The 20,870-nt window shown below is 38.7% G+C and carries 13 protein-coding genes; all 13 read left to right on the top strand.

The features are described 5' to 3' along the window. The first annotated feature begins 51 nt into the window (after positions 1–51). The 13 genes from BSCG_RS00915 to BSCG_RS00975 all read left to right on the top strand — a co-directional run bounded on the left by BSCG_RS00915 (position 52) and on the right by BSCG_RS00975 (position 20,823). Complete coding sequence (locus BSCG_RS00915) at positions 52–3,174, top strand: SusC/RagA family TonB-linked outer membrane protein (protein WP_004308413.1); 3,123 nt, start codon at positions 52–54, stop codon at positions 3,172–3,174. Between the two features lie 14 nt (positions 3,175–3,188). After that, complete coding sequence (locus BSCG_RS00920) at positions 3,189–4,829, top strand: RagB/SusD family nutrient uptake outer membrane protein (protein ID WP_004308412.1); 1,641 nt, start codon at positions 3,189–3,191, stop codon at positions 4,827–4,829. Positions 4,830–4,850: 21 nt separating this feature from the next. Further along, positions 4,851–5,228 carry a hypothetical protein gene (locus tag BSCG_RS00925; RefSeq protein WP_004326844.1) on the top strand — a complete coding sequence of 126 codons (378 nt, stop codon included), beginning with the start codon at positions 4,851–4,853 and terminating at the stop codon, positions 5,226–5,228. A 13-nt stretch (positions 5,229–5,241) separates the two neighbouring features. Then, positions 5,242–6,540, top strand: coding sequence for a DUF5018 domain-containing protein (locus tag BSCG_RS00930; protein WP_004326843.1), 1,299 nt, complete (start codon positions 5,242–5,244; stop codon positions 6,538–6,540). Between the two features lie 29 nt (positions 6,541–6,569). Continuing rightward, the gene (locus BSCG_RS00935; RefSeq protein WP_004326842.1) at positions 6,570–7,814 is read left to right on the top strand and encodes an alpha amylase family protein; all 1,245 of its coding nucleotides are present in this window, start codon (positions 6,570–6,572) and stop codon (positions 7,812–7,814) included. A 36-nt stretch (positions 7,815–7,850) separates the two neighbouring features. After that, positions 7,851–8,834, top strand: coding sequence for a phosphodiester glycosidase family protein (locus BSCG_RS00940; protein ID WP_004326841.1), 984 nt, complete (start codon positions 7,851–7,853; stop codon positions 8,832–8,834). Between the two features lie 120 nt (positions 8,835–8,954). Then, positions 8,955–10,253, top strand: coding sequence for a family 10 glycosylhydrolase (locus BSCG_RS00945; RefSeq protein WP_004326840.1), 1,299 nt, complete (start codon positions 8,955–8,957; stop codon positions 10,251–10,253). A 33-nt stretch (positions 10,254–10,286) separates the two neighbouring features. Then, a complete protein-coding gene (locus BSCG_RS00950) occupies positions 10,287–12,260 on the top strand; it encodes a glycoside hydrolase family 97 protein (protein ID WP_008651691.1) in 1,974 nt (657 codons plus the stop codon). Between the two features lie 12 nt (positions 12,261–12,272). Next, positions 12,273–13,661, top strand: coding sequence for an SGNH/GDSL hydrolase family protein (locus BSCG_RS00955; RefSeq protein ID WP_004308404.1), 1,389 nt, complete (start codon positions 12,273–12,275; stop codon positions 13,659–13,661). Beyond that, complete coding sequence (locus BSCG_RS00960) at positions 13,658–15,130, top strand: calcineurin-like phosphoesterase C-terminal domain-containing protein (protein WP_004308403.1); 1,473 nt, start codon at positions 13,658–13,660, stop codon at positions 15,128–15,130. Before BSCG_RS00955 ends, BSCG_RS00960 begins: the two co-directional genes overlap by 4 nt. 25 nt (positions 15,131–15,155) lie before the next feature. Then, positions 15,156–17,159 carry a glycoside hydrolase family 97 protein gene (locus BSCG_RS00965; RefSeq protein ID WP_004308402.1) on the top strand — a complete coding sequence of 668 codons (2,004 nt, stop codon included), beginning with the start codon at positions 15,156–15,158 and terminating at the stop codon, positions 17,157–17,159. 7 nt (positions 17,160–17,166) lie between these two features. Then, on the top strand, positions 17,167–19,350 hold the full coding sequence (locus tag BSCG_RS00970) for an alpha-N-acetylglucosaminidase (protein WP_050428077.1): 2,184 nt from the start codon (positions 17,167–17,169) through the stop codon (positions 19,348–19,350). 21 nt (positions 19,351–19,371) lie between these two features. Then, positions 19,372–20,823, top strand: coding sequence for a calcineurin-like phosphoesterase family protein (locus BSCG_RS00975; protein ID WP_008651686.1), 1,452 nt, complete (start codon positions 19,372–19,374; stop codon positions 20,821–20,823). Positions 20,824–20,870: the final 47 nt, after the last annotated feature.

Here is a 20,870-nt window from a genome sequence, read left to right as displayed (position 1 = left end):
ATTTGATGAATTATAAATAACTATCTTGTTTTATTAACATTAATATTTAATATGGAGAAACAAATCACATGGAGTATAAGGTTTATAGCCTTATTCATCTGTTCGCTTTCTTTCTTAAACGTTCATGCTCAAAAAAACACGAACGTGAAAGGGACAGTGTATGACTCAAACAATGAGCCGCTTGTCGGTGCTACTGTTAGTGTAAAAGGGAATTCGTCCAACGGTACTATTACCAATATTGACGGACAGTTTAGCCTAAATGTACAGGATTTAAAATCGACTTTAGTAGTTTCCTTTGTCGGGTATCAGACTCAAGAGGTTGCTTTACATGGTCGTTCAGAAATTACTATTAGACTTCAAGAAGATGCACAAGCATTGGATGAAGTTGTAGTGGTGGGGTATGGAACTCAAAAAAAGAAATTCTTAATAGGTTCCGTTTCTCAAGTAGGCTCTAAAGAGTTGATGATGGCTCCTCAAGCTAACCTTTCTAATATGATGACAGGTAAGTTACCGGGGGTAACGAGTGTTCAACGTTCCGGTCTTCCCGGAAACGACCAGACATCTATCAACATCCGTGGTTTAGGTACTTTTTTAGATTCTAGTCCTCTGATATTAGTGGATGGCGTTGAACGTATGTTGAATACTGTGAATCCTAATGATGTAGAAAACATATCTATTTTGAAAGATGCAGCTACAGCATCCGTTTATGGTTTGGCAGCGGCAAATGGAGTAATCCTGGTAACGACCAAGAAAGGTACTGAAGGTAAAGTAACTCTTTCGTATGACGGTTCTGTTACTTTCCAGAAAAATACAGCCATGCCTGAAATGCTAAATGGTCCTGACTATATTTATTGGTATAATAAGGCAAGTGAACTTGATGGTAACGGGCCATATTATGGAGCTGATATTCAGACGAAAGTGGCTAACAACTATGATCCGGAAGGTAAATATGGAAATACAAACTGGACAAAAGAAGTTTTTAAGGATTATGGCTTCACACATCAACATAATATTTCAGCTTCCGGTGGTAACAAGAATATCCGTTTCTTCACCAGTATAGGCATGTTGGATCAATCCGGTATCATCGAAAATGTGAATTATGATCGTTACAATGTCCGTTCTAACGTAGAAGGTAATATTACCAAAGATTTAACGTTCGAACTTAATATTTCTGGCTTTTATGAAGAAAAGAACTGGCCCGGAATTAGCACAAGCGCACAGGCTGAACAAAATCCCATTCAGCAGGCTGTTTATTCAGCCCCTATTATTCCTATTTATTATCAAGGAGAATATACAGCTTGGATTGGTCCTGGTAGTTCCACCACACAGAGTCCACTCGCTACTTTAAGGAATAGCGGATTTCAGAAAAAACAAAGACATGAGTTTGATGGTACAATGAAAATTAGTTATGCCTTTCCTTGGGTAAAAGGGTTGAAAGCTTCTCTCGGTTTAGTTTATGATACTAGTTATTCGGAAGATAACGGTTTCTTGGTAGGATACAATGTTAATGCTTATAGTGCAGATTCTAAATCATATAATTTAATGCGTGCCTCTTCTACAAGCGAGAAAGGTAATTACACTAAATCTGCATCTTCTTTCAGAAGATTTATGGTCCGCCCGAGTGTGGAGTATGCTAATACCTTTGGCAAGCATGCAGTTTCAGCCCTATTCTTATATGAACAGACACAACTGAAAGGCTCTACAATGACAGGAAAGATGGGCGGCTATAATTTTAATGATCCGGTTGATCTTTCATTAGGTACTGAATTTATATCCAATCCTACAGGTAGTCATAGCGATAAAGCTACTATTGGTTATGTAGGGCGTTTCAATTATATTTTCGATAAAAGATATCTTGCAGAATTTGCTTTTCGTGTAGATGGATCCTATAAATTCGCAAAAGATAAAAGATGGGGATTCTTCCCTTCTGTATCTTTAGGATGGGTAATCTCTGAAGAAAACTTCATAAAAAACAATTTCTCTTCTATCAACCTGTTAAAGTTGCGTGCTTCTGTCGGTGAATTGGGTAGTGATAATACAGATGCTTTTTTGCATAGAAGCATTTTTAAGGTAGAGAAGAATGCGTATATATTCGGAGGAGTTCCTTATGCAGGATTAGGTGCATCCAACTCTATTACTTCCAGCTTAACCTGGTCTACTACCCGCAGTTACAATATTGGTGCTGACCTGACAATGTGGAATGGATTATTGGGAGTAGAATTCGATTTATTTTATAAGCTGACAAAAGATATACAAGAAAGCCGGAGTGGCGGTTTCCCTCCTTCATTAGGAGGAAATTATGCTCAAAAAGGAAATACGGGTAAGATCGACAATCGCGGTTTTGAATTGGTATTGAAGCACCAAAACCACGTTAATGATTTTTATTATAGTATAACCGGTAGTGTAGCGTGGGCTAGAAATAAAGTTCTGTCGCGGATTGAAAGTGAAAGTACTCCTTGGTACCGGACAAACATAGGTGAACCTTTAGGACAAATTTATGGCTATAAAGCTATAGGCTTATATCAAACACAAGAGCAATTGGATAACCGTCCTTTTGTTGGTAATGGAGTTCAACGTTTAGGAGATATCATGTATGAGGATATCAATGGAGATGGTAAAATTACGCAGGATGGGGATAAAGTTAAAATCGGCCACAGCACTTTACCAGAGTTAAACTACTCTCTGTCTATGGACTTCAACTGGAAAGGGTTCAATTTGAGTGCATTATGGCAAGGAGCTGCTATTGTTAGTTATACGTTGAATGGTACTTATAATCATGGTTCAATGGACAATACGGTCTATACACGACCATTCTACTCGGGAGGAAATGCTCCTTATTATCTGGTAGAAGATTCATGGACACCGGAAAATACGAGTGCCCGTTATCCCAGATTAAGTGCCATTCATAATGGAAATAATGCATATACCTCTTCCTGGTGGTTGGTAAATGGTAATTTCTTGCGTTTGAAGAATTTACAGTTTGGTTATACAATTCCTAAAAAAATACTTGCGAAAGCCAATATTGGACTATCTAACGTTCGTGTATATGTAGCAGGCACCAATCTGTTTACTTTCACAGAATTCAAATATTGCGACCCTGAAATGGCTATTATAAATAATGGTTATTATCCCCAACAAAAGAATTATAGTGTTGGATTAAATATCACATTCTAATTAAATCAATAATTATGAAAATAAAAAGATTATATCTATTAGGGATAGGGCTGATGTTTACGTCACAGTTTCTAACCTCATGCCATGATTTGTTGGAGAAAGATCCCACAGACTCATATTCAGAAACAGTAGCCTGGAGCTCGGAATCTTCTTTAGATATGTATGTGACTTACTTATATAAGCCTCTCAATGGCTTATCCAACTTTTCTTCTTTATCCTTAACCGATGGATATACAGATTTAGTTAAGTATGGAAATGGAGTTCCACAAACATGGAGTGCTCATAACAAGATTCTGTTGCAGCAAAACACAATAACATCAGATAATAATCCGATGTCATCGTGGGGACTTTATACTGACATATTTAGAGAAAATGTATTTTTGCGTGATGCCGGTATCTATGGAAGTAAGTTTAATGAAGATTTTCTCAATACTCGTATTGCTGAAATTCGTTTTATTCGCGCTGTGAATTATGCACGTATGATTAGAATTTTCGGAGGAGTTATTCTTCGTGACGAAACAAATGGAGTTGATTCAGAAGGGGAAAAAGCAAAAGCAAGAGCAACTGAAGCCGAATCATGGGATTTTGTTCTGAAGGACCTGGAATTCGCAGCCAAACACCTTCCGAAAGAATGGGACAGCAAATGGGATGGGCGTTTGACTAAAGGAGCAGCGTATGCCTATATGTGTCGTACAGCACTCTTTGCAAAACGTTGGGATATTGCTATTACCGCTGCTGATGAGATTAAAAAGCTCAATAAGTATGACTTAATGGATGAATATAAAGATGTATTTAAAGTGGCAGGTAATAAAGAAATTATTTTCTCCATAGCATACAAAATTCCGGATATGCCCCATTATTTCGATCGCTATTTTGCTCCTGACGGTAAACAAGGAATAAGAAGAGCTGTCCCGACAAGTGAACTGGTTGATTCTTATGATATGGCTGACGGAACTCCTTTCTCGTGGAGCGGCTCCATGGCCAAAGATCCTTATGTAGGTCGTGAACCTCGTTTCTATGCATCCATTATATATAATGGGGCTACTTGGAAAGAAAAGACTATTTATACCTATGTAGACGCTGAAAACGGTTTTGCTGCTTACAGAGATAATATGAATCCGGGAGAAAAACAAACTGTTACCGGATATTTCATCAGAAAATATCTACAAGAAAACAATACCGAATTTGATGATAAGGGAAGCGATCAGTTTTGGATTGAAATGCGTTATGCGGAGGTTTTGTTAAATCTGGCTGAAGCTCTGGCAGAACAGGATTATGCTAAAAATCAGGATGATGCCTTGGAAGCTCTCAATGAAGTAAGAAGACGTGTTGACCTACCGGAACGTACAACACAGGAAGCACCGGATAAAGACTCATTTATGAAACTATTACGTAAGGAGCGTATTTGTGAATTGGCCTTTGAAGGATTCCGTTATTGGGATTTACGCAGATGGCGTTTGGCTGGCGAAGTTATTGATGGAAAACAGGCACATGGAACAAAAATAACCAAAAAAGATGATAATTCTTATACTTATGAACAAGTGTCATGTGACGACAATATAAACCGCTTCTTTCCAGAACGCTATTACTTGCTACCTATTCCTGTAGATGAATTACAGAATAATCCGTTATGTGAGAATAATGCTCCTTGGTAATATTAAAAGATTATTATAGTTATGAAAAATTTCAAAGTAATTACATACATCATATTAATGATAGCATTTAGCTTTTCCTTTTCTTCTTGTGAAAAGCATGATGATATCCATTATCATTCTGATTGTGATATCATATCCATTATGGTTCGTGCTAATTCTCCGGAAGATGGTACTACTTATGATGGGGTTATATCAGAGAATGGAAATATAACTTTCGAACTTCCGGCAAAAGTGAAATTGAGCGAATTATATGTAACAGCCAATTTGCCTGTAGCAGCATTTGCTTATCCTTCATTGACTGGTGCTAAAGATTTATCTACTCCATTTAAACTAACTATTGTAGCAGGTGATGGAACGCAAAAGGAGTATACTCTGACTGCTAAACACCCAAATAACTAAAAAAGTAGATGTTATGAAAATAAAATATCATAATTGGCTTCAAGTTGCTGTCATGGCAACAATGGTTGCATTTTCCGCATGCTCGGATGATCCAACATTATACTCTGATACCGATATAACCGGATTCAAAGTTAGATTGGGCGAGGGTAATTATAAACAGGGTACCATTAAGGATGGTAACATCATTGAATTTAAGATTACTCCGGACTTGGATTTGAGCAAACTCAATGGAGTTACTTGTTCTTTCTTTATCTCTCCATATGCAACAGTTACACCTACCCCCGATGTACCTCAAGATTTTTCAAAAGATGTACATTACACAGTGAAGGCGCAAGATGGCACAACCACTGACTGGACCGTAAAATGGACTTATGGCGGAAAAGTAAATGATGGAGAAGGTTTTGAATATTTCTTCAAAAAATGGGAAATTAGTCTACCTACTCCATCCAATAAAGACAAAGATGGTTTCGGTGCAGTGTTTGGTAATTATATAATAGACACCCAATTTAATTTCTATGATAAATATACAGGGCAGAAAGTAGATAAGACTTTAAATGTGACAGGAATAGACGCTTCTTTGTGCCAGTTAGTCAATGATGACGCTGGTAATTTGATCGGTGTAGTAAAAAACGTAGGATTATACAGATGGACTACTGTTGAGGGAGCTCCACAAAAGGTTGCTAATGTAACTCCCGGAGCAAATAAAGTTTCTGCAATCGGTGATATTGACAAAGTGGGATATGTTTATGATTCTAAACCTGATGGTGTAGGTACACATGCAGTTTACAAATTTGAGAATGGTACATATACAGGCACTTCAACCTTGGTTACCGGTCGTCCCAGTAATGATAGTAACTGGCGACAGATTGTGGCTGTACTCGGAGTGTCAGATAACCCGCCATTTTATGTTATAGACGCAGTGAATACCGGAGGTGTAATGGGACCGGAAATCGGTTATAAAGCAAATACGGCAGGGGCATTTAACAGCATCACAGGTCCATATATAGACATGTGGAATAAGAAAGGATACGCTGGCTGGGGAAATCATGTACTTATTTCCGGTAGAGGTATTCCATTCAATGGCAGATGGTACGGAGCAACCATAACTTGCGGTTGGGGCTGGGTTGGACTACACCTGCTAGACCCGTCTAGTAATCATTCATTACCTATCACAGAAACACTCGAGCCATGGACTACCAACTCTTGTATCTGGACTACTTGTTCACCAAGTGATGACGGAGAATCATTATATCTCTATTACGGTTATGGTGTAGGTATTCGTTGTTATGAACTTACAAAATACGAGAAATAGGTATACTCCTAATTATATAGAATTGAAATATGTTGAATAAAAGCATTATATCGTTTTTTCTATTGTTATTTGCTACCTGTTCCTTTGCCGGGAACAGGGGCAAAGAACAACCTAAATACCTTTGGTTTGATGCAGAAGCTAATTTTGAACGCTTTGCCTCTAAAGATTCTATTTCTTACTATTTGGAAAAAGCCAAGTCAGTAGGATTCAATCAAGTAGTAGTAGACGTCAAACCTATATACGGGGAAGTACTGTATAAAAGTAAAATTCTACCTCCACTTACAACAGTAAATGGCAAAGTAATTCATCGTGATTGGGATTACCTGCAGTATTTTATCAATGAAGCTCGTCGGTTAGGATTAAAAGTCACTGTTTCTACTGCAATGTTTCCGTCCGGACATCCCGCTACCAACGAAGGTTTGGTCTATGAGGAGTCACGTTGGGATGGGAAAACATGCTTGGAATATACACCTGACGGAAAGATGCTTGACATCAGAGAGGACAAGAAAAAAGTAGGAGCTTTTTTAAATCCGGTTCGTAAAGATGTCCGCAAATTTGCTTTAAGTATTGTTCGTGAAATAGTGAAAAACTATGATGTTGATGCTTATGCATTAGATTATTGCCGATATCCGGGAGATGATAGTGACTTCTCTGCTGATAGTCATAAAGCTTTTGAACACTACTTAGGAAAAAAAGTCCGGAACTTTCCAGATAATATTTTTACATGGAATGCCGATGGAACGAAAAATCCTGGTGTTTATTATAAAGAATGGTGGGCATTCCGGGCTAATGTTATCACAAGTTTTGTGAAAGAAGTGCGTAAGGAGATTCATTCTATCAATAATAAAGTAGAACTGGAGTATTGGGCTGCTTCCTGGATTCATGGTATTTATGGACAAGGCCAGAATTGGGCCAGTCCAAAATCTGATTTCTCATTAAATTATCCGTGGGGATCGAAAGCCTACAATGAATCAGGATTTGCACCTTATCTGGATACTTTCTTATGTGGAACGTATTTAGAACGTATCTATGGCATGGATGATCCGGAATCGATAGAGTATGGTATTGCCCGTGCACGGAGATTAGTTGGTAATGATTGCAAAGTATTCGGAACGATATATGCTTTAAATCATAAAACCAATATAGCCGATGCAGTAAGTCTTTGTCTTGAAAAATCGGAAGGCTTGATGATATTCGACATAGTACAGGTTATTGAAATGAATCTGTGGGATGATATCCAAAAAGGTATTGAACGTGCGGAAGCACAGAGGTAATAAGAAATAAATATTTACGATTAAATCGATATGATAATGAAAAATATATCAAAATATTGGCTTCTTTTCATGATTGCCGCCATGTCTGCAACAAGTTGTTCAGATGATGATAATGAAAAGGTGGTAATGCCGGATCCTGATCCGACAACATTAGGCTGGGTTAAACAGACAACAGAGTTTGGCACGTTACCTGAATACATAAGTGTATACAAATCTCCGTCAGAACTGGAAGGCATGAAAGCCATAGCTTTTATTGCTGTTGCGGATATGTCAAAAGCAAATTTTGCAACTATCGGAGACCAGATATATTCTAAGACTCCCAATCAAATCTGGCAAGCAGAACAACAAAAATATCCGATAATTATGAATGGTGGATATTTTGTAATGGGAGCCGGAAAGTCTGTCAGTCTGCTATGCCGTGAAGGAGAGGTTTTAGCTGTGAACTCGCAGGAGGAAATACGTTCTCAAAAGAGTTATTATCCTACACGAGGTATCTTTCAGCTGTCGAAGAATGGTTATTTCTCCACAGATTGGGCTTATACAACAACTGATGGTGTGACATATACCTATGAACAACCTTCTCCCAATAAGTCCGGTTATGAGCCTCAACCTGCACCTTCGGCTTATTTTCCGACGAGAGGCGTGAAATTAAATGCAGAAACGGCGATTGGAGGTGGACCGATCCTGTTGAAAGACGGAAGTGTGAGAAATACTTTTATTGAAGAACTTTTTGATGAAGAAAGTGGAGTTGCTCCCGAAAGTTATCATCCAAGAACCGCTATCGGAGTAACAGCCAATAATAAGGTGATATTTTTCGTTTGTGAAGGCCGCAGTGTAACGGAAGGTGTAAAAGGTATGAATATGGCTATGATGGCTAATATCCTGAAGAGTTTAGGTTGTGTAGATGCTATGAATCTTGATGGTGGTGGTTCAACTTGTATGTTGGTCAACGGTCAACCGGTGATAAAGCCAAGTGCTGGTGCCCAACGTGCTATAACTACGGCAGTAGCTTTAAAATAACGGTCGAAAGATCTTTAGGATAACAAGTTTGTTTTATTTAGCTTTCTTATTATTCTCGATTTCAGGCTGTATTTTTTTTCTAAATATCAGCCTGAAGTCGGGAAATAAAAACAATAAAGTATGAAATACATTCCAAGCATTTTATTATTCTTTTTTCTTCTATCATTTAGTAGTTGTTCTACAAAGACTGTAGAATCCGAGCTTCCCGAGCCAAATCCTCCCACTCCTGTCATTCCGGAAGAACCCACTCCTGAAAAAGAAAAAATGCTATGGTTTGATGCAGAAGCAAATTTTGAACGTTTCTCAAAAAAAGAGAATATCACATATTATCTCGATCTCGCCAAATCAACAGGTTTTAATAAAATTGTAGTAGATGTGCGTCCTGTACAAGGCGATGCCCTGTTTAAAAGTTCTTATTTAACCCCATTGACCGATCTTGCCGGTACACATATCGAAAGAGATTGGAATTATCTTCAATTTTTTATTGATGAGGCTCATAAACGTGAACTTAAAGTAACGGTCTCTGCTACTATATTTACGGCAGGTCTACCTTCTTCTAAAAATGGAATGGCGTACCGTGATGATACATGGGATGGAAAAACTTGTTTGGAATATACCAAAGATCAGGGTTTGATAGATATTAAGGACGATAAAACAAAAGTCTCCGCCTTTTTAAACCCAGTTTTACCGGAAGTACAAGACTTTTGTCTGAATTTTATAAAAGAGTTAGTTACAAATTACAATTTTGATGGCTTTGCCTTAGACTATTGCCGTTATCCGGGAGATGAAAGTGATTTTTCGGAGGCAACAAAAATAGCTTTCGAACAATACATCGGAAAGCAATTAGATCGGTTCCCGGATGATATTTTCATTTGGAATACAGATGGCACTAAACGGACAGGGACTTATTATAAGAAATGGTGGGAGTTCCGCTCTATGGTCATACGTAATTTTGTAGAACGGGTGCGTACAGAAATTAAAAACATTAAACCGGATATTCAATTAGAATATTGGGCTGCCTCATGGATTCATGCTATTTATGGGCAAGGACAAAATTGGGCATCCACCGAATACGATTTTTCCAAAGAATACAGTTGGGCTTCACCTGAATATAAAAATACAGGTTTTGCCGGATTGTTAGACACCTTTCTATGTGGAACTTATTTAACCAAAATATTTGGATTGAACGATCCCGAATCCATAGAATATGGAATAGCGCGTGCACAACGCATTGTTCATGGAGCATGTAAAGTCTATGGCACTTTGTATGCTTTAAATCATAAGGACAATATAGCAGATGCTGTTTATGTCTGTCTTTCCCAATCCGAAGGATTAATGGTGTTTGACATTGTGCAAGTAATAGAATTCAATCAATGGACAGCCATTAAAGAAGGAATTCAACGAGCAGAGAGTCTTTAAATAGAGAATATTCAATAAAATATAATATACAAAATGAAACGAGTACTTATATTATTACACATTATTTTATGCACATGCATAGTAACTCAAGCCAAAAACTACACTGTAAGTTCACCGGATGGAAAAACCAAGGTGACGGTAACAGCCGGAAAACAATTGAGTTGGAGTATTAATTACAATGGTGAACGTATACTAAATCCCAGTCTGATGCAGATGGATATTGAAGGGCAGACTGAACAACCGGGAGTAAATCCGAAAGTAATAAAAGCTAAAACACTTAAAGTAAATTCGGAGCAAACAGCTGTCATTCCACTTAAACAAAGAATTATCAAAGATCAATATAACCAGTTAACTCTGACTTGTAAAGGTAACTACGCAATAGTCTTCAGAGTATATAACAATGGAGCCGCTTATCGTTTTGAGACTTCATTAAAGCAACCTAAAGTTATTATTAATACCGAAACTATTGAACAGAACTGGACTGAAGGGTGTAAGCTATATTGGCCAAGAGAAAAGAATCAAGAATACCTCACACACTGCGAAGCCATTTTTGATGAATTAAACATCTCCTCGCTCACTAACGATATGAAAGGCTATTTACCCATTTACCTCTCTACTCCTAAAGGAACGAAAGTTGTTATTATGGAATCCGATCTTTTCGATTATCCCAATCTATTTTTAACGGGTGATCGTAATAACACGCTATCCGGTGAATTTCCTCCTGTAGTTTTAAAAAGTGCCTTAAAGGAAGGTGCCGACCGTGACGAAGTATTATTGGAGAAAGCCTCTTACATTGCTGAAACTGAAGGAACAAGAACTTTCCCTTGGCGTGTGTTAATGATTAACGAAGACGACAAAGCGGTTATTGAAAATAACTTAGTGTATCAATTAGCCTCTCCATCTGTTACTCAAGACACAGACTGGATAAAACCCGGAAAGATTTCTTGGGATTGGTGGAGTACATTGAACGTATACGGGGTAGATTTTAAGGCAGGTGTGAATACGGATACCTATAAATATTTCATTGATTTCGCTTCAAAATACGGAATTGAATATATTTTATTAGATGAAGGTTGGTCAGCCGGAACCTGGAATATTAAGGAGCCAATACCCGGATTGGATATACCGGAACTGGTACGATATGGAAAGGAAAGAAATGTAGGTCTTGTATTATGGACTTTATGGAACCCACTTGATAAAGAATTGGACGAAATTCTGGATGTTTATGAAAAATGGGGAATCAAAGGTATAAAAGTAGATTTTATGCAACGTTCGGATCAATATATGGTTAATTTCTACGAACGGGTAGGAAAAGCCGCAATGGAGCGTAAATTACTCGTTGATTTCCATGGATCTTTCAAACCTTCCGGTTTACAGAAGAAATATCCCAATGTGATGACTTTTGAAGGTGTACTTGGATTAGAGCACGATAAGGATTCAAGAGATATTAATCCGGTACATGACTTGATTCTTCCGTTTACAAGAATGGTAGCCGGTCCGATGGATTATACTCCCGGTGCAGTAAACAATGCAACAGCGGAAGACTTTTACATCAATTTCGTACATCCGATCAGTCTAGGTACACGCGCCCATCAGGCAGCTTTATATGTAGTGTATGAAAGCCCGTTACAAATGTTAGCAGATTCTCCCTCAAATTATTATAAAGCTCCAGAATTTGCCTCTTTTATTTCCCGTATACCTACCATTTGGGAAGATACTAAAGCTATAACAGCTAAAATCGGAGAACAATTAGTTATTGCCCGTAAGAATGGTAAGAATTGGTATTTGGCAGGTTTAACAGACTGGAATGCCCGTAATATTGAAGTGAAACTGGATTTCCTTGAAGCATCCAAATATAAAATGGAAATTTTCAAAGACGGTGTGAATGCAGACGTTTACGCCTCGGATTTTAAAACAGAAGAAGTAATGGTTTCAAAAGATGAACTAATTAACATCACCATGGCTAAAGGTGGCGGTTGGGCAGCAATTCTTACTCCAGTTGAATAAAAAGGTTTAGTAATGAAGAAAATACTATTTATATTATATACCTGTTGCATTTTATCGTTTCCTGTAAGTGCGCAGCAAATTCCGTCATTTAAAGCAAATGACAGAATTGTTTTTCTTGGAAATAGTATAACGGAAGGAGGGCATTATCATTCTTATATATGGCTGTATTACATGACGCACTTTCCCAATTTACCTCTTCGTATGTATAATGGAGGAATTGGTGGTGATTGTGTGAGCCACATGGTTTATCGTTTCGATTCAGATATTAAAATCAAAAAGCCGACCTATTTGATCTGTTCTTTCGGGATGAATGATTCCGGATTCGACGGATATAATAAGCCCGGATATGATAAGTATGCGAATCAGCAGGTAGAGTATGCTCACACAGAGTTTGAAAAACTGCAACGGCAGATTCTTGCTGACAAAAAAATAAAAAGCGTAGTACTTCTAGGTTCTCCTCCCTATGATGAGAATGTGAAATTGAAAGGAGTAGAAGCACTACACGGAAAGAATGAGACGATCAAACGAATTATTGAAATGCAGGCAGAAGTTGCCCAAAAGAGAGGATGGGGATTTGTCAATTTCAATACTGTGATGTGCGGGTTGAATAAGCAGATTCAGCTATCTGATTCTACAGCTACTTTCTGTGGCGGTGACCGGATTCATCCTGATAAAGACGGTCATATGGTAATGGCATACTTATTCCTGAAAGCACAGGGACTTGCAGGACAGGAAATCGCTTCTTTCCAAATCAATGCCACTAACAGGAAAGCAATGGAAGAGCGAAACTGCCGAATATCTCATATAAAGAATGAAAATGACACAATATCTTTCAGATATTTATCCCGTTCATTGCCTTTCCCTATCGACACGATTCCTCGCTGGGGAACGAAAGGTACAGCTCGGGATGCTATCAGACAAATTCCCTTTATGCAGGAAATGAATCAGGAAATAATGAAAGTAACTGATTTGCATGGCATTTTCCGGGTTACTATTGATGGAATAGAAATTGGCTGTTGGAGTGGCGACGAATTGAGTAAAGGAGTTAATCTGGCAGAAATAACATGTACGCCCCAATACCAACAGAGTCTGTCTATCATGTATCTGAATGAAGAAAGGTGCGCCATAGAAAAACGTTTACGTCAGTATATGGCTATGCAGTATGTCTTTTTTAAACATAGAGGATTACTTTTTGCAGATAATAAAGCTGCTCTTGATGCTGCCAAAGCGGAACGGGAAAGTCATTATCTGGTGAAGTATTTATATACCAATTATACTCAAGCCATGTTTCCGCAGATACGTGAAGCCTGGCAGGCTGAAATAGCCCAGTTGATAACTCAAATATATAAAATAAACAAGCCTCTTACGCGTTTGATTAAAATAGAAAGGATTAAAGAATGAAATTAAGACTATTATTACTTTTATGTCTGTTCCAATGGAGTATTTCCTGCGTTAGTGTACAGGCTGCAACTACTCCCGTAGTCTATTACGGGAAAGTACTGTCCGGAGGTAAGGGAGTGGCTAATGTACCTGTGACAGATGGTACGCAGATTGTCCTTACAGATAAAAAAGGACGATACTCTATGACAAGTACCTCTGATGCAGAATACATCTATATTACCCTTCCTGATGGCTATGACGTTCCGATGAAAGGTAAAGTCCCTGTATTCTTTCAAAAAGTGCCTGCTCAACCTTCAAAGAAAGTACATTTTGATTTTGAGCTGACACAATCATCTACGAATAACCAAAAGCACGTTTTGGTTGTATGGGCTGACCCACAAGTGTATTTTGACGAAGAAATGCCACAAGTACGGGAGGCCTCAAAAGATGTGAAAGAGCTGTTGGCAACTAGTTATCAGGGAATCCCTGCGTATGGAATAGTGTGTGGAGATATTATTGGTGACATCAATAAAAAGCCCAGCTATTTTGCGCCCATGATAGATGCAATAGCCGAAACGGAAATTCCCTTCTTCTATGTAATTGGAAATCATGACTTAGATTTAAATGTACGTTCCAATGAACATGCACGTACTACTTATAAATCTTATTATGGTCCCACTTACTATTCATTCAATAGAGGAAATGTGCATTATGTTGTTCTCGATGATATTTTCTTTATTGCAAAAAGCTATTTGTATGTTGGTTATCTTACCGAACAACAACTCCAGTGGTTGGAACAGGATTTGAAACAAGTCACTCCGGGATCCACAGTAGTAGTTGCTACACATATCCCTACCTATTCAAGAGAAGCACGCCGAAAGGAATGGGGAAAGGAGTCTACTATGAAAGTAATGAATAACCGCTCTCATTTGTATGAGTTGCTAAAACCTTATAATGCTCATATCATGTCAGGACATGAACACTATAATGAAAATTATGTGTTGGCAGACAATCTTTACGAACACGTGCACGCCCCCTTGTCAACACTGTTTTGGCAAGCTCCCTGGGCTTGTGATGGAACTCCGGGTGGATATGCCGTCTACGAATTTGACGGAGGTAAAGTTAACTGGTATTACAAATGCGTAGGAAGAGATAAGGACTATCAATTTGAACTTTATCCGGTAGGTGCCAGTCGAAATAAAAAGGAAGCAGTGGTGGCAAATGTCTGGAATTACGACCCAACCTGGAAAGTGAAATGGTATGAAAACGGTATTGACAGAGGAGAAATGACTCGTTTTTCCGGATACGACCCTGCTATTTATGAATACTGTGATAAAAACAGTTCTACATTTAAACATAAGTATTTGGGAGCAGACATTACTGAACACTTGTTTTATGCGGTTCCTGAAATGAAGGATTCCGAAATACGTGTAGAAGTTACAGATCATTGCGGTAATGTATATACCCGTAAAATGCAGCAACCTAAATAAGCAAAAATATAAAAAAGGAAAGAAGATGAATCGATTAACTGTATTAAGGAGAATATTTTATATTCTGGGAATCACCAGCCTCCTTTCAGCTTGTAGCCAAACTGATAATCTGGTACTAAAGTCCCCGGATGGTAAGATACAACTAACAGTCACAGAGAATGATAATACAATATCATACGCAGTAAATAAAGAGAATGAAACCATGATACTCCCTTCTAAATTAGGGTTTATCCTGGAACATGGAGATAGCTTGAACCATTTTGTAATTAAAGGCACCGAACGTTCCTCCTTGGACGAAACTTGGGAACAACCTTGGGGAGAGAGCCGATATGTACGGAACCACTATAATGAATTGAAAGTACTACTTCAAGAGGTAGCAGGAAAACGTAAACTTAATGTAATATTCCGTCTCTTTAATGATGGTATCGGATATCGTTATGAGTTTCCGCAACAGGAATCCATGGATTCATTAGTTATTATGAGCGAAGCAACAGAGTTTAAAATGCCGCGTATACATAAAGCTTGGTGGATTCCCGCATCCGATCCATATTATGAATGTATAGCAACATTCTCTCCCATAAATGAACTGGATACTGTACGCACTCCTCTAACAATGGAAACTGCGGAAGGAAAGTATCTTGCCATTCACGAAGCTAACCTGACAGATTATCCCAAAATGAATCTGACAGTCAAGGATTCTACCACACTCTGCGCTTCATTAGTTCCTTGGTCTAATGGAGTAGCAGCGTATATCAAAGCTCCATTTGTTACCCCTTGGAGAACAGTTGTTATTGCTGATAAACCGGGTGATCTGGTTACATCTTATTTGATGTTGAATCTCAACGAACCCTCCAAAATTAAAGATACTTCCTGGATAAAGCCAGGGAAATACATCGGTATATGGTGGGAAATGCATTTGGGTAAAGGAACATGGTATTATGGTCCTAAACACAGTGCTACCACTGCTAATACAAAGAAATATATAGACTTTGCATCAGAGAATGGTATCTCCGGTGTGTTAGTAGAAGGATGGAATGTCGGCTGGGAAGGAAACTGGATGAAACACGGGGATTCTTTAGACTTCACCAAACCTTATCCGGATTTTGATATTAAGGCAATCACTGATTATGCCCGTGAGAAAGGCGTAGAATTGATTGGACATCATGAAACAGCAGCTGCTACCCGCAACTACGAGAACCAACTGGACAAAGCCTTCGCTTTCTATCAACAATATGGAGTGCATGTCGTGAAAACGGGATATGTGAATCGTCTGATGGACTTTAAAGAAGCTCACGACGGTCAGTATGGTGTACGTCACTATCGGAAAGTGATAGAAACTGCTGCCAAATATCAAATAGCTATTGACAACCACGAGCCTGTTATGCCTACCGGTATTGAGCGCACATGGCCTAACCTTATGACCCAGGAAGGTGTGCGCGGACAGGAACACAATGCATGGTCTCCCGATGGAGGAAATCCGCCGGAACATACAACTGTTATTCCTTTTACCAGAGGATTAGCCGGGCCCATGGACTTCACATTCGGAACTTTCAACTTTACTAACGAAGCATATCCGGGGACTCGTGTCAATACTACACTTTGCAAGCAATTAGCACTATTTGTCGTGATCTACAGCCCCTTACAAATGGCCTCGGATTTACCAGAAAACTACAAAGGCATCAAAGCGTTCGATTTCATTAAGGATGTACCTACCGACTGGGATAAAACTTATGTAGTAGATGCCAAAATTGGTGATTATTCCGTCTTTGCGCGGAAAGACCGTAACACCAGCGATTGGTATGTAGGCTGCATCACAGACGAAAATGCAAGAGAGCTAGATATTCTTTTGAACTTTTTGGATGCGGACTCAAAGTATACTGCTCAAATATATGTTGACGGTGACGATGCGGAATGGAAAACGAATCCGACTTCTTTCAAGTATGAAGAGAAAATAGTAACAGCTTCCGACATGCTTCATGTCAAACTGGCAACAAGCGGTGGATGTGCTATTCGTTTTATCAAACAATAATATGATTATGAAGAAAATACTAAGTATACTCCTTTTTCTAGTTGTTGTCTGCCAAATACGTGCGGAAGATACTAATATCACTACCATGCATAAAATGACACAACGGTTGTTTCCTCAACAGGCTTCATCTTTTGATTTTCGTCTGTTGAATGATACTTCTGCAGATACTTTTACCATCAAAAGTGAAGGGAATAAAATTATTATTTCCGGAAATAACGCCAACTCTATGGCTGTAGGTTTGAATCATTATTTGAAAAACTACTGTCTGACCACTATTTCATGGTATAAGGATGATCCGATAGAATTACCTAAAACTCTCCCTTCCATATCAACAGAAGTCACTGTTAAGGCAAATGTCCCAACCCGTTTCTTTCTAAACTATTGTACGTTCGGGTATTCAATGACTTGGTGGAAATGGAGTGATTGGGAACATTTTATCGACTGGATGGCTTTAAATGGAATCAATATGCCTCTAGCTATTACCGGTCAGGAAGCTATCTGGTATAAAGTTTGGAGTAAACTGGGATTGACAGATGAAGAAATACGGGGATATTTTACAGGTCCTGCACATCTTCCATGGCATCGAATGTGTAACTTGGATGGTTGGCAAAGTCCTTTACCTAAAGAGTGGTTGTCAAGTCAGGCAGCGTTGCAGGAACAGATTGTTGCCCGTGAACGTGAGTTTAATATGCGACCTGTATTGCCGGCTTTTGCCGGGCATGTACCGGCAGCATTGAAACGGGTTTATCCCAATATAAAAACAACCAGAGTAAGCGAATGGGGAGGATTTGCCGATCAATATCGTTGCACTTTCCTTAATCCTATGGATTCTTTGTATGCGATCATACAAAAAGAATATCTTACCGAACAGACTCGTTTATATGGCACAAACCATATCTATGGCATCGATCCGTTCAATGAAATAGATCCTCCTTCATGGGATGCCGATTCTTTGGGAATGATGGCTAAGCACATCTACGAGTCTGTGGCTGCTGTAGATCCGGAAGCAGTATGGCTACAAATGACATGGTTGTTTTATGCTGACATCAAGCATTGGACCACTCCACGTATCAAATCCTATCTTCGTTCTGTGCCTCAAGACAGATTGATTCTATTAGACTATTTCTGTGAATATACAGAAATCTGGAAACAGACAGACAGTTATTTCGGTCAACCTTATCTTTGGTGTTATCTGGGCAATTTTGGTGGCAATTCCTTTCTGTCAGGTCCGGTAAATTTGGTGAGCGAACGATTGGCAGATGCTTTAAAGAATGGCGGCAGTAATCTTAAAGGAGTAGGTTCCACTCTCGAAGGCATAGACCTGAATCAGTTTATGTATGAATTTGTTCTTGACAAAGCATGGAATGGAGGTCAAACAGATAAAGAATGGTTCTTTAAACTGGCAGACAGACGAATTGGCAAGATATCTCCCGAAGCGAGAAAAGCATGGGAAATACTAGCAAATAAAGTGTACGTTCAACCGGCACAAGTGGGACAAGGCACACTTACCAATGCGCGCCCTTGTTTGAAAGGAAATGGACACTGGACTACCAAACCTACGATTGAATATCAACCCAAAGATTTAGTTGAAGCATGGAGATTACTGTTATCAGTAAAAGACTGTCAACGAGATAGCTATGAGTTTGATTTGGTCAATATTGGACGACAAGTTTTAGGGAATTATTTTAATGTAGTCCGTGATGAGTTCACCCTTGCATATGAAGCGGGAGATATACCGATGATGAAAAACCGAGGGAATAAGATGAGAGAGATTCTTGCTGACCTTGATAAACTCGTTAGCTGTCATCCAACTTTCTCATTGCATAAATGGATCACTGATGCTCGTGATATGGGACATGATGCCGCTTCTAAAAACTATTATGAAATGAATGCCCGTTCTCTGATTACCATTTGGGGAGATAGCTATCACCTGACCGACTATGCTAATCGATCATGGGCAGGTCTAACCAATCAATATTATTCTGTTCGGTGGGATCATTTTATAAATGAAGTAATCGAGGCTGCTGAAAAGAAGAAGAATTTTGATGAAGAAGAATTCTTTAATCAATCACGGATGTATGAAAACGAATGGGTAAATCCGAGTAACAGAATCAGCTACAACGAAGGCGGTGACGGAATAAAACTTGCCCGCCAAATCTATAAAAAATACGCAAAAGAAATCATTCGATAAAATTATAAAGTATACTTCAATATGAGAACGAATAAACTACACTTGTTTTTATTTCTTTTAATGTATTTCTGCCTGAACCTTTCAGTTCAGGCGGAAGCCTCTATCAACATTATCAAAGGCAAAGTTACCTGCGAAGGTAAAGGAATCGGGGGAGTAATGGTTACCGACGGTCATATATGTGTGCAGACCGACACTTCTGGGAAATATAGTATCCCCACTTTGGGAGACAGTCGTTTTGTATATATTTGTACTCCTTCAGGCTATCTGACAGACCGGAAAGGAACTATCCCTTCTTTCTATCTACCTATTGATTATTCTAAAAAGCAAAACTATAATTTTAATCTGAAGAAGAATCCCAAAGATGATGTTTCCCATGTTTTTGTAGCTCAATCTGATATACAAGTTACTTCCAGAGACGAACTGGCTATTTATCAACATGTAGTCGACGATTGCAAACAACTTCTCTCTTCTTATGCAACAACAGAAGTTTTTGGAATTGATTGTGGAGACATTGTAGGCGATCATCAAGAATTATATCCCGATTATTTGAAAAGAGCCGATCAACTGGATATACCTATCTATCGTGTAGTTGGCAATCATGATATGAATTATGACGGTCGCACGCATGAAACTTCCTACAAGACTTTTGAAGATACTTTTGGTCCTTCTTACTATTCTTTTAATAAGGGAAATGCCCATTATATTGTAGTAGACAATAATTTCTTTATCGGACGTGATTATTTCTATATGGGTTATCTGGATGAGAAAACATTTGCATGGCTTGATAAGGATTTATCATACGTACCGAAAGGGGCACTCGTATTCTTCATTATGCATATCCCTTCCCGCCAAACAGAAAAACAAGAAGCTTTTTTGTATAACTATGATATGATTGGTAATCAGATGGTCAACGCAGGTGCACTGCATCAGATGTTGAAACCCTACAAAGCACATCTTATCACAGGACATACTCATTACAATCTTAATGTCGTATTCGATGAGAATCTGATGGAACATAATACGGCTGCAGTTTGTGGTACGTGGTGGAAAGCGGATATTTGTCTGGATGGTACTCCACGTGGTTATGGCGTATATGAAGTAAATGATAACGATGTAAAATGGTATTACAAAAGTTCCGGATATCCCAAAGAACATCAATTTCGTTCTTATCCTGTAGGAGCTTCTAAGGAACATCCGTCAGATATTATTGCTAATGTATGGAACTGGGATAAACTGTGGAAAGTGGAATGGCTGGAAGACGGTCAGTTGATGGGAAACATGACACGATATACTGGTTTAGATCCATACGCATCAGTAGTATGTTCGGACCGGGAAAAGATGGTATATACATGGATTACCCCAAGACCTACCCAACATATGTTTCGGGCAACTCCTAAAAATAAAGATGCTCATGTAACGGTTAAAGTAACCGACCGTTTTGGCAAAGAATATATTCAAACAATCAATCCATAGATATATGAATAAACGCGCTTATGCTTTAGATGCCCTACGAGGTTATG

It is taken from the genome of Bacteroides sp. 2_2_4 (assembly GCF_000157055.1).
GTDB classification, from domain to species: Bacteria; Bacteroidota; Bacteroidia; order Bacteroidales; family Bacteroidaceae; genus Bacteroides; species Bacteroides ovatus.
Note: the sequence above shows the minus strand (reverse complement) of the source record. Positions and strands in the feature narration are given on the sequence as shown.

Coding starts and splice junctions, on each gene's coding strand:
- BSCG_RS00925 (WP_004326844.1), top strand. CDS start 4,851: ATGAAAAATTTCAAAGTAATTACATACATCATATTAATGATAGCATTT.
- BSCG_RS00945 (WP_004326840.1), top strand. CDS start 8,955: ATGAAATACATTCCAAGCATTTTATTATTCTTTTTTCTTCTATCATTT.
- BSCG_RS00960 (WP_004308403.1), top strand. CDS start 13,658: ATGAAATTAAGACTATTATTACTTTTATGTCTGTTCCAATGGAGTATT.
- BSCG_RS00970 (WP_050428077.1), top strand. CDS start 17,167: ATGAAGAAAATACTAAGTATACTCCTTTTTCTAGTTGTTGTCTGCCAA.
- BSCG_RS00940 (WP_004326841.1), top strand. CDS start 7,851: ATGAAAAATATATCAAAATATTGGCTTCTTTTCATGATTGCCGCCATG.
- BSCG_RS00975 (WP_008651686.1), top strand. CDS start 19,372: ATGAGAACGAATAAACTACACTTGTTTTTATTTCTTTTAATGTATTTC.
- BSCG_RS00920 (WP_004308412.1), top strand. CDS start 3,189: ATGAAAATAAAAAGATTATATCTATTAGGGATAGGGCTGATGTTTACG.
- BSCG_RS00955 (WP_004308404.1), top strand. CDS start 12,273: ATGAAGAAAATACTATTTATATTATATACCTGTTGCATTTTATCGTTT.
- BSCG_RS00915 (WP_004308413.1), top strand. CDS start 52: ATGGAGAAACAAATCACATGGAGTATAAGGTTTATAGCCTTATTCATC.
- BSCG_RS00930 (WP_004326843.1), top strand. CDS start 5,242: ATGAAAATAAAATATCATAATTGGCTTCAAGTTGCTGTCATGGCAACA.
- BSCG_RS00935 (WP_004326842.1), top strand. CDS start 6,570: ATGTTGAATAAAAGCATTATATCGTTTTTTCTATTGTTATTTGCTACC.
- BSCG_RS00965 (WP_004308402.1), top strand. CDS start 15,156: ATGAATCGATTAACTGTATTAAGGAGAATATTTTATATTCTGGGAATC.
- BSCG_RS00950 (WP_008651691.1), top strand. CDS start 10,287: ATGAAACGAGTACTTATATTATTACACATTATTTTATGCACATGCATA.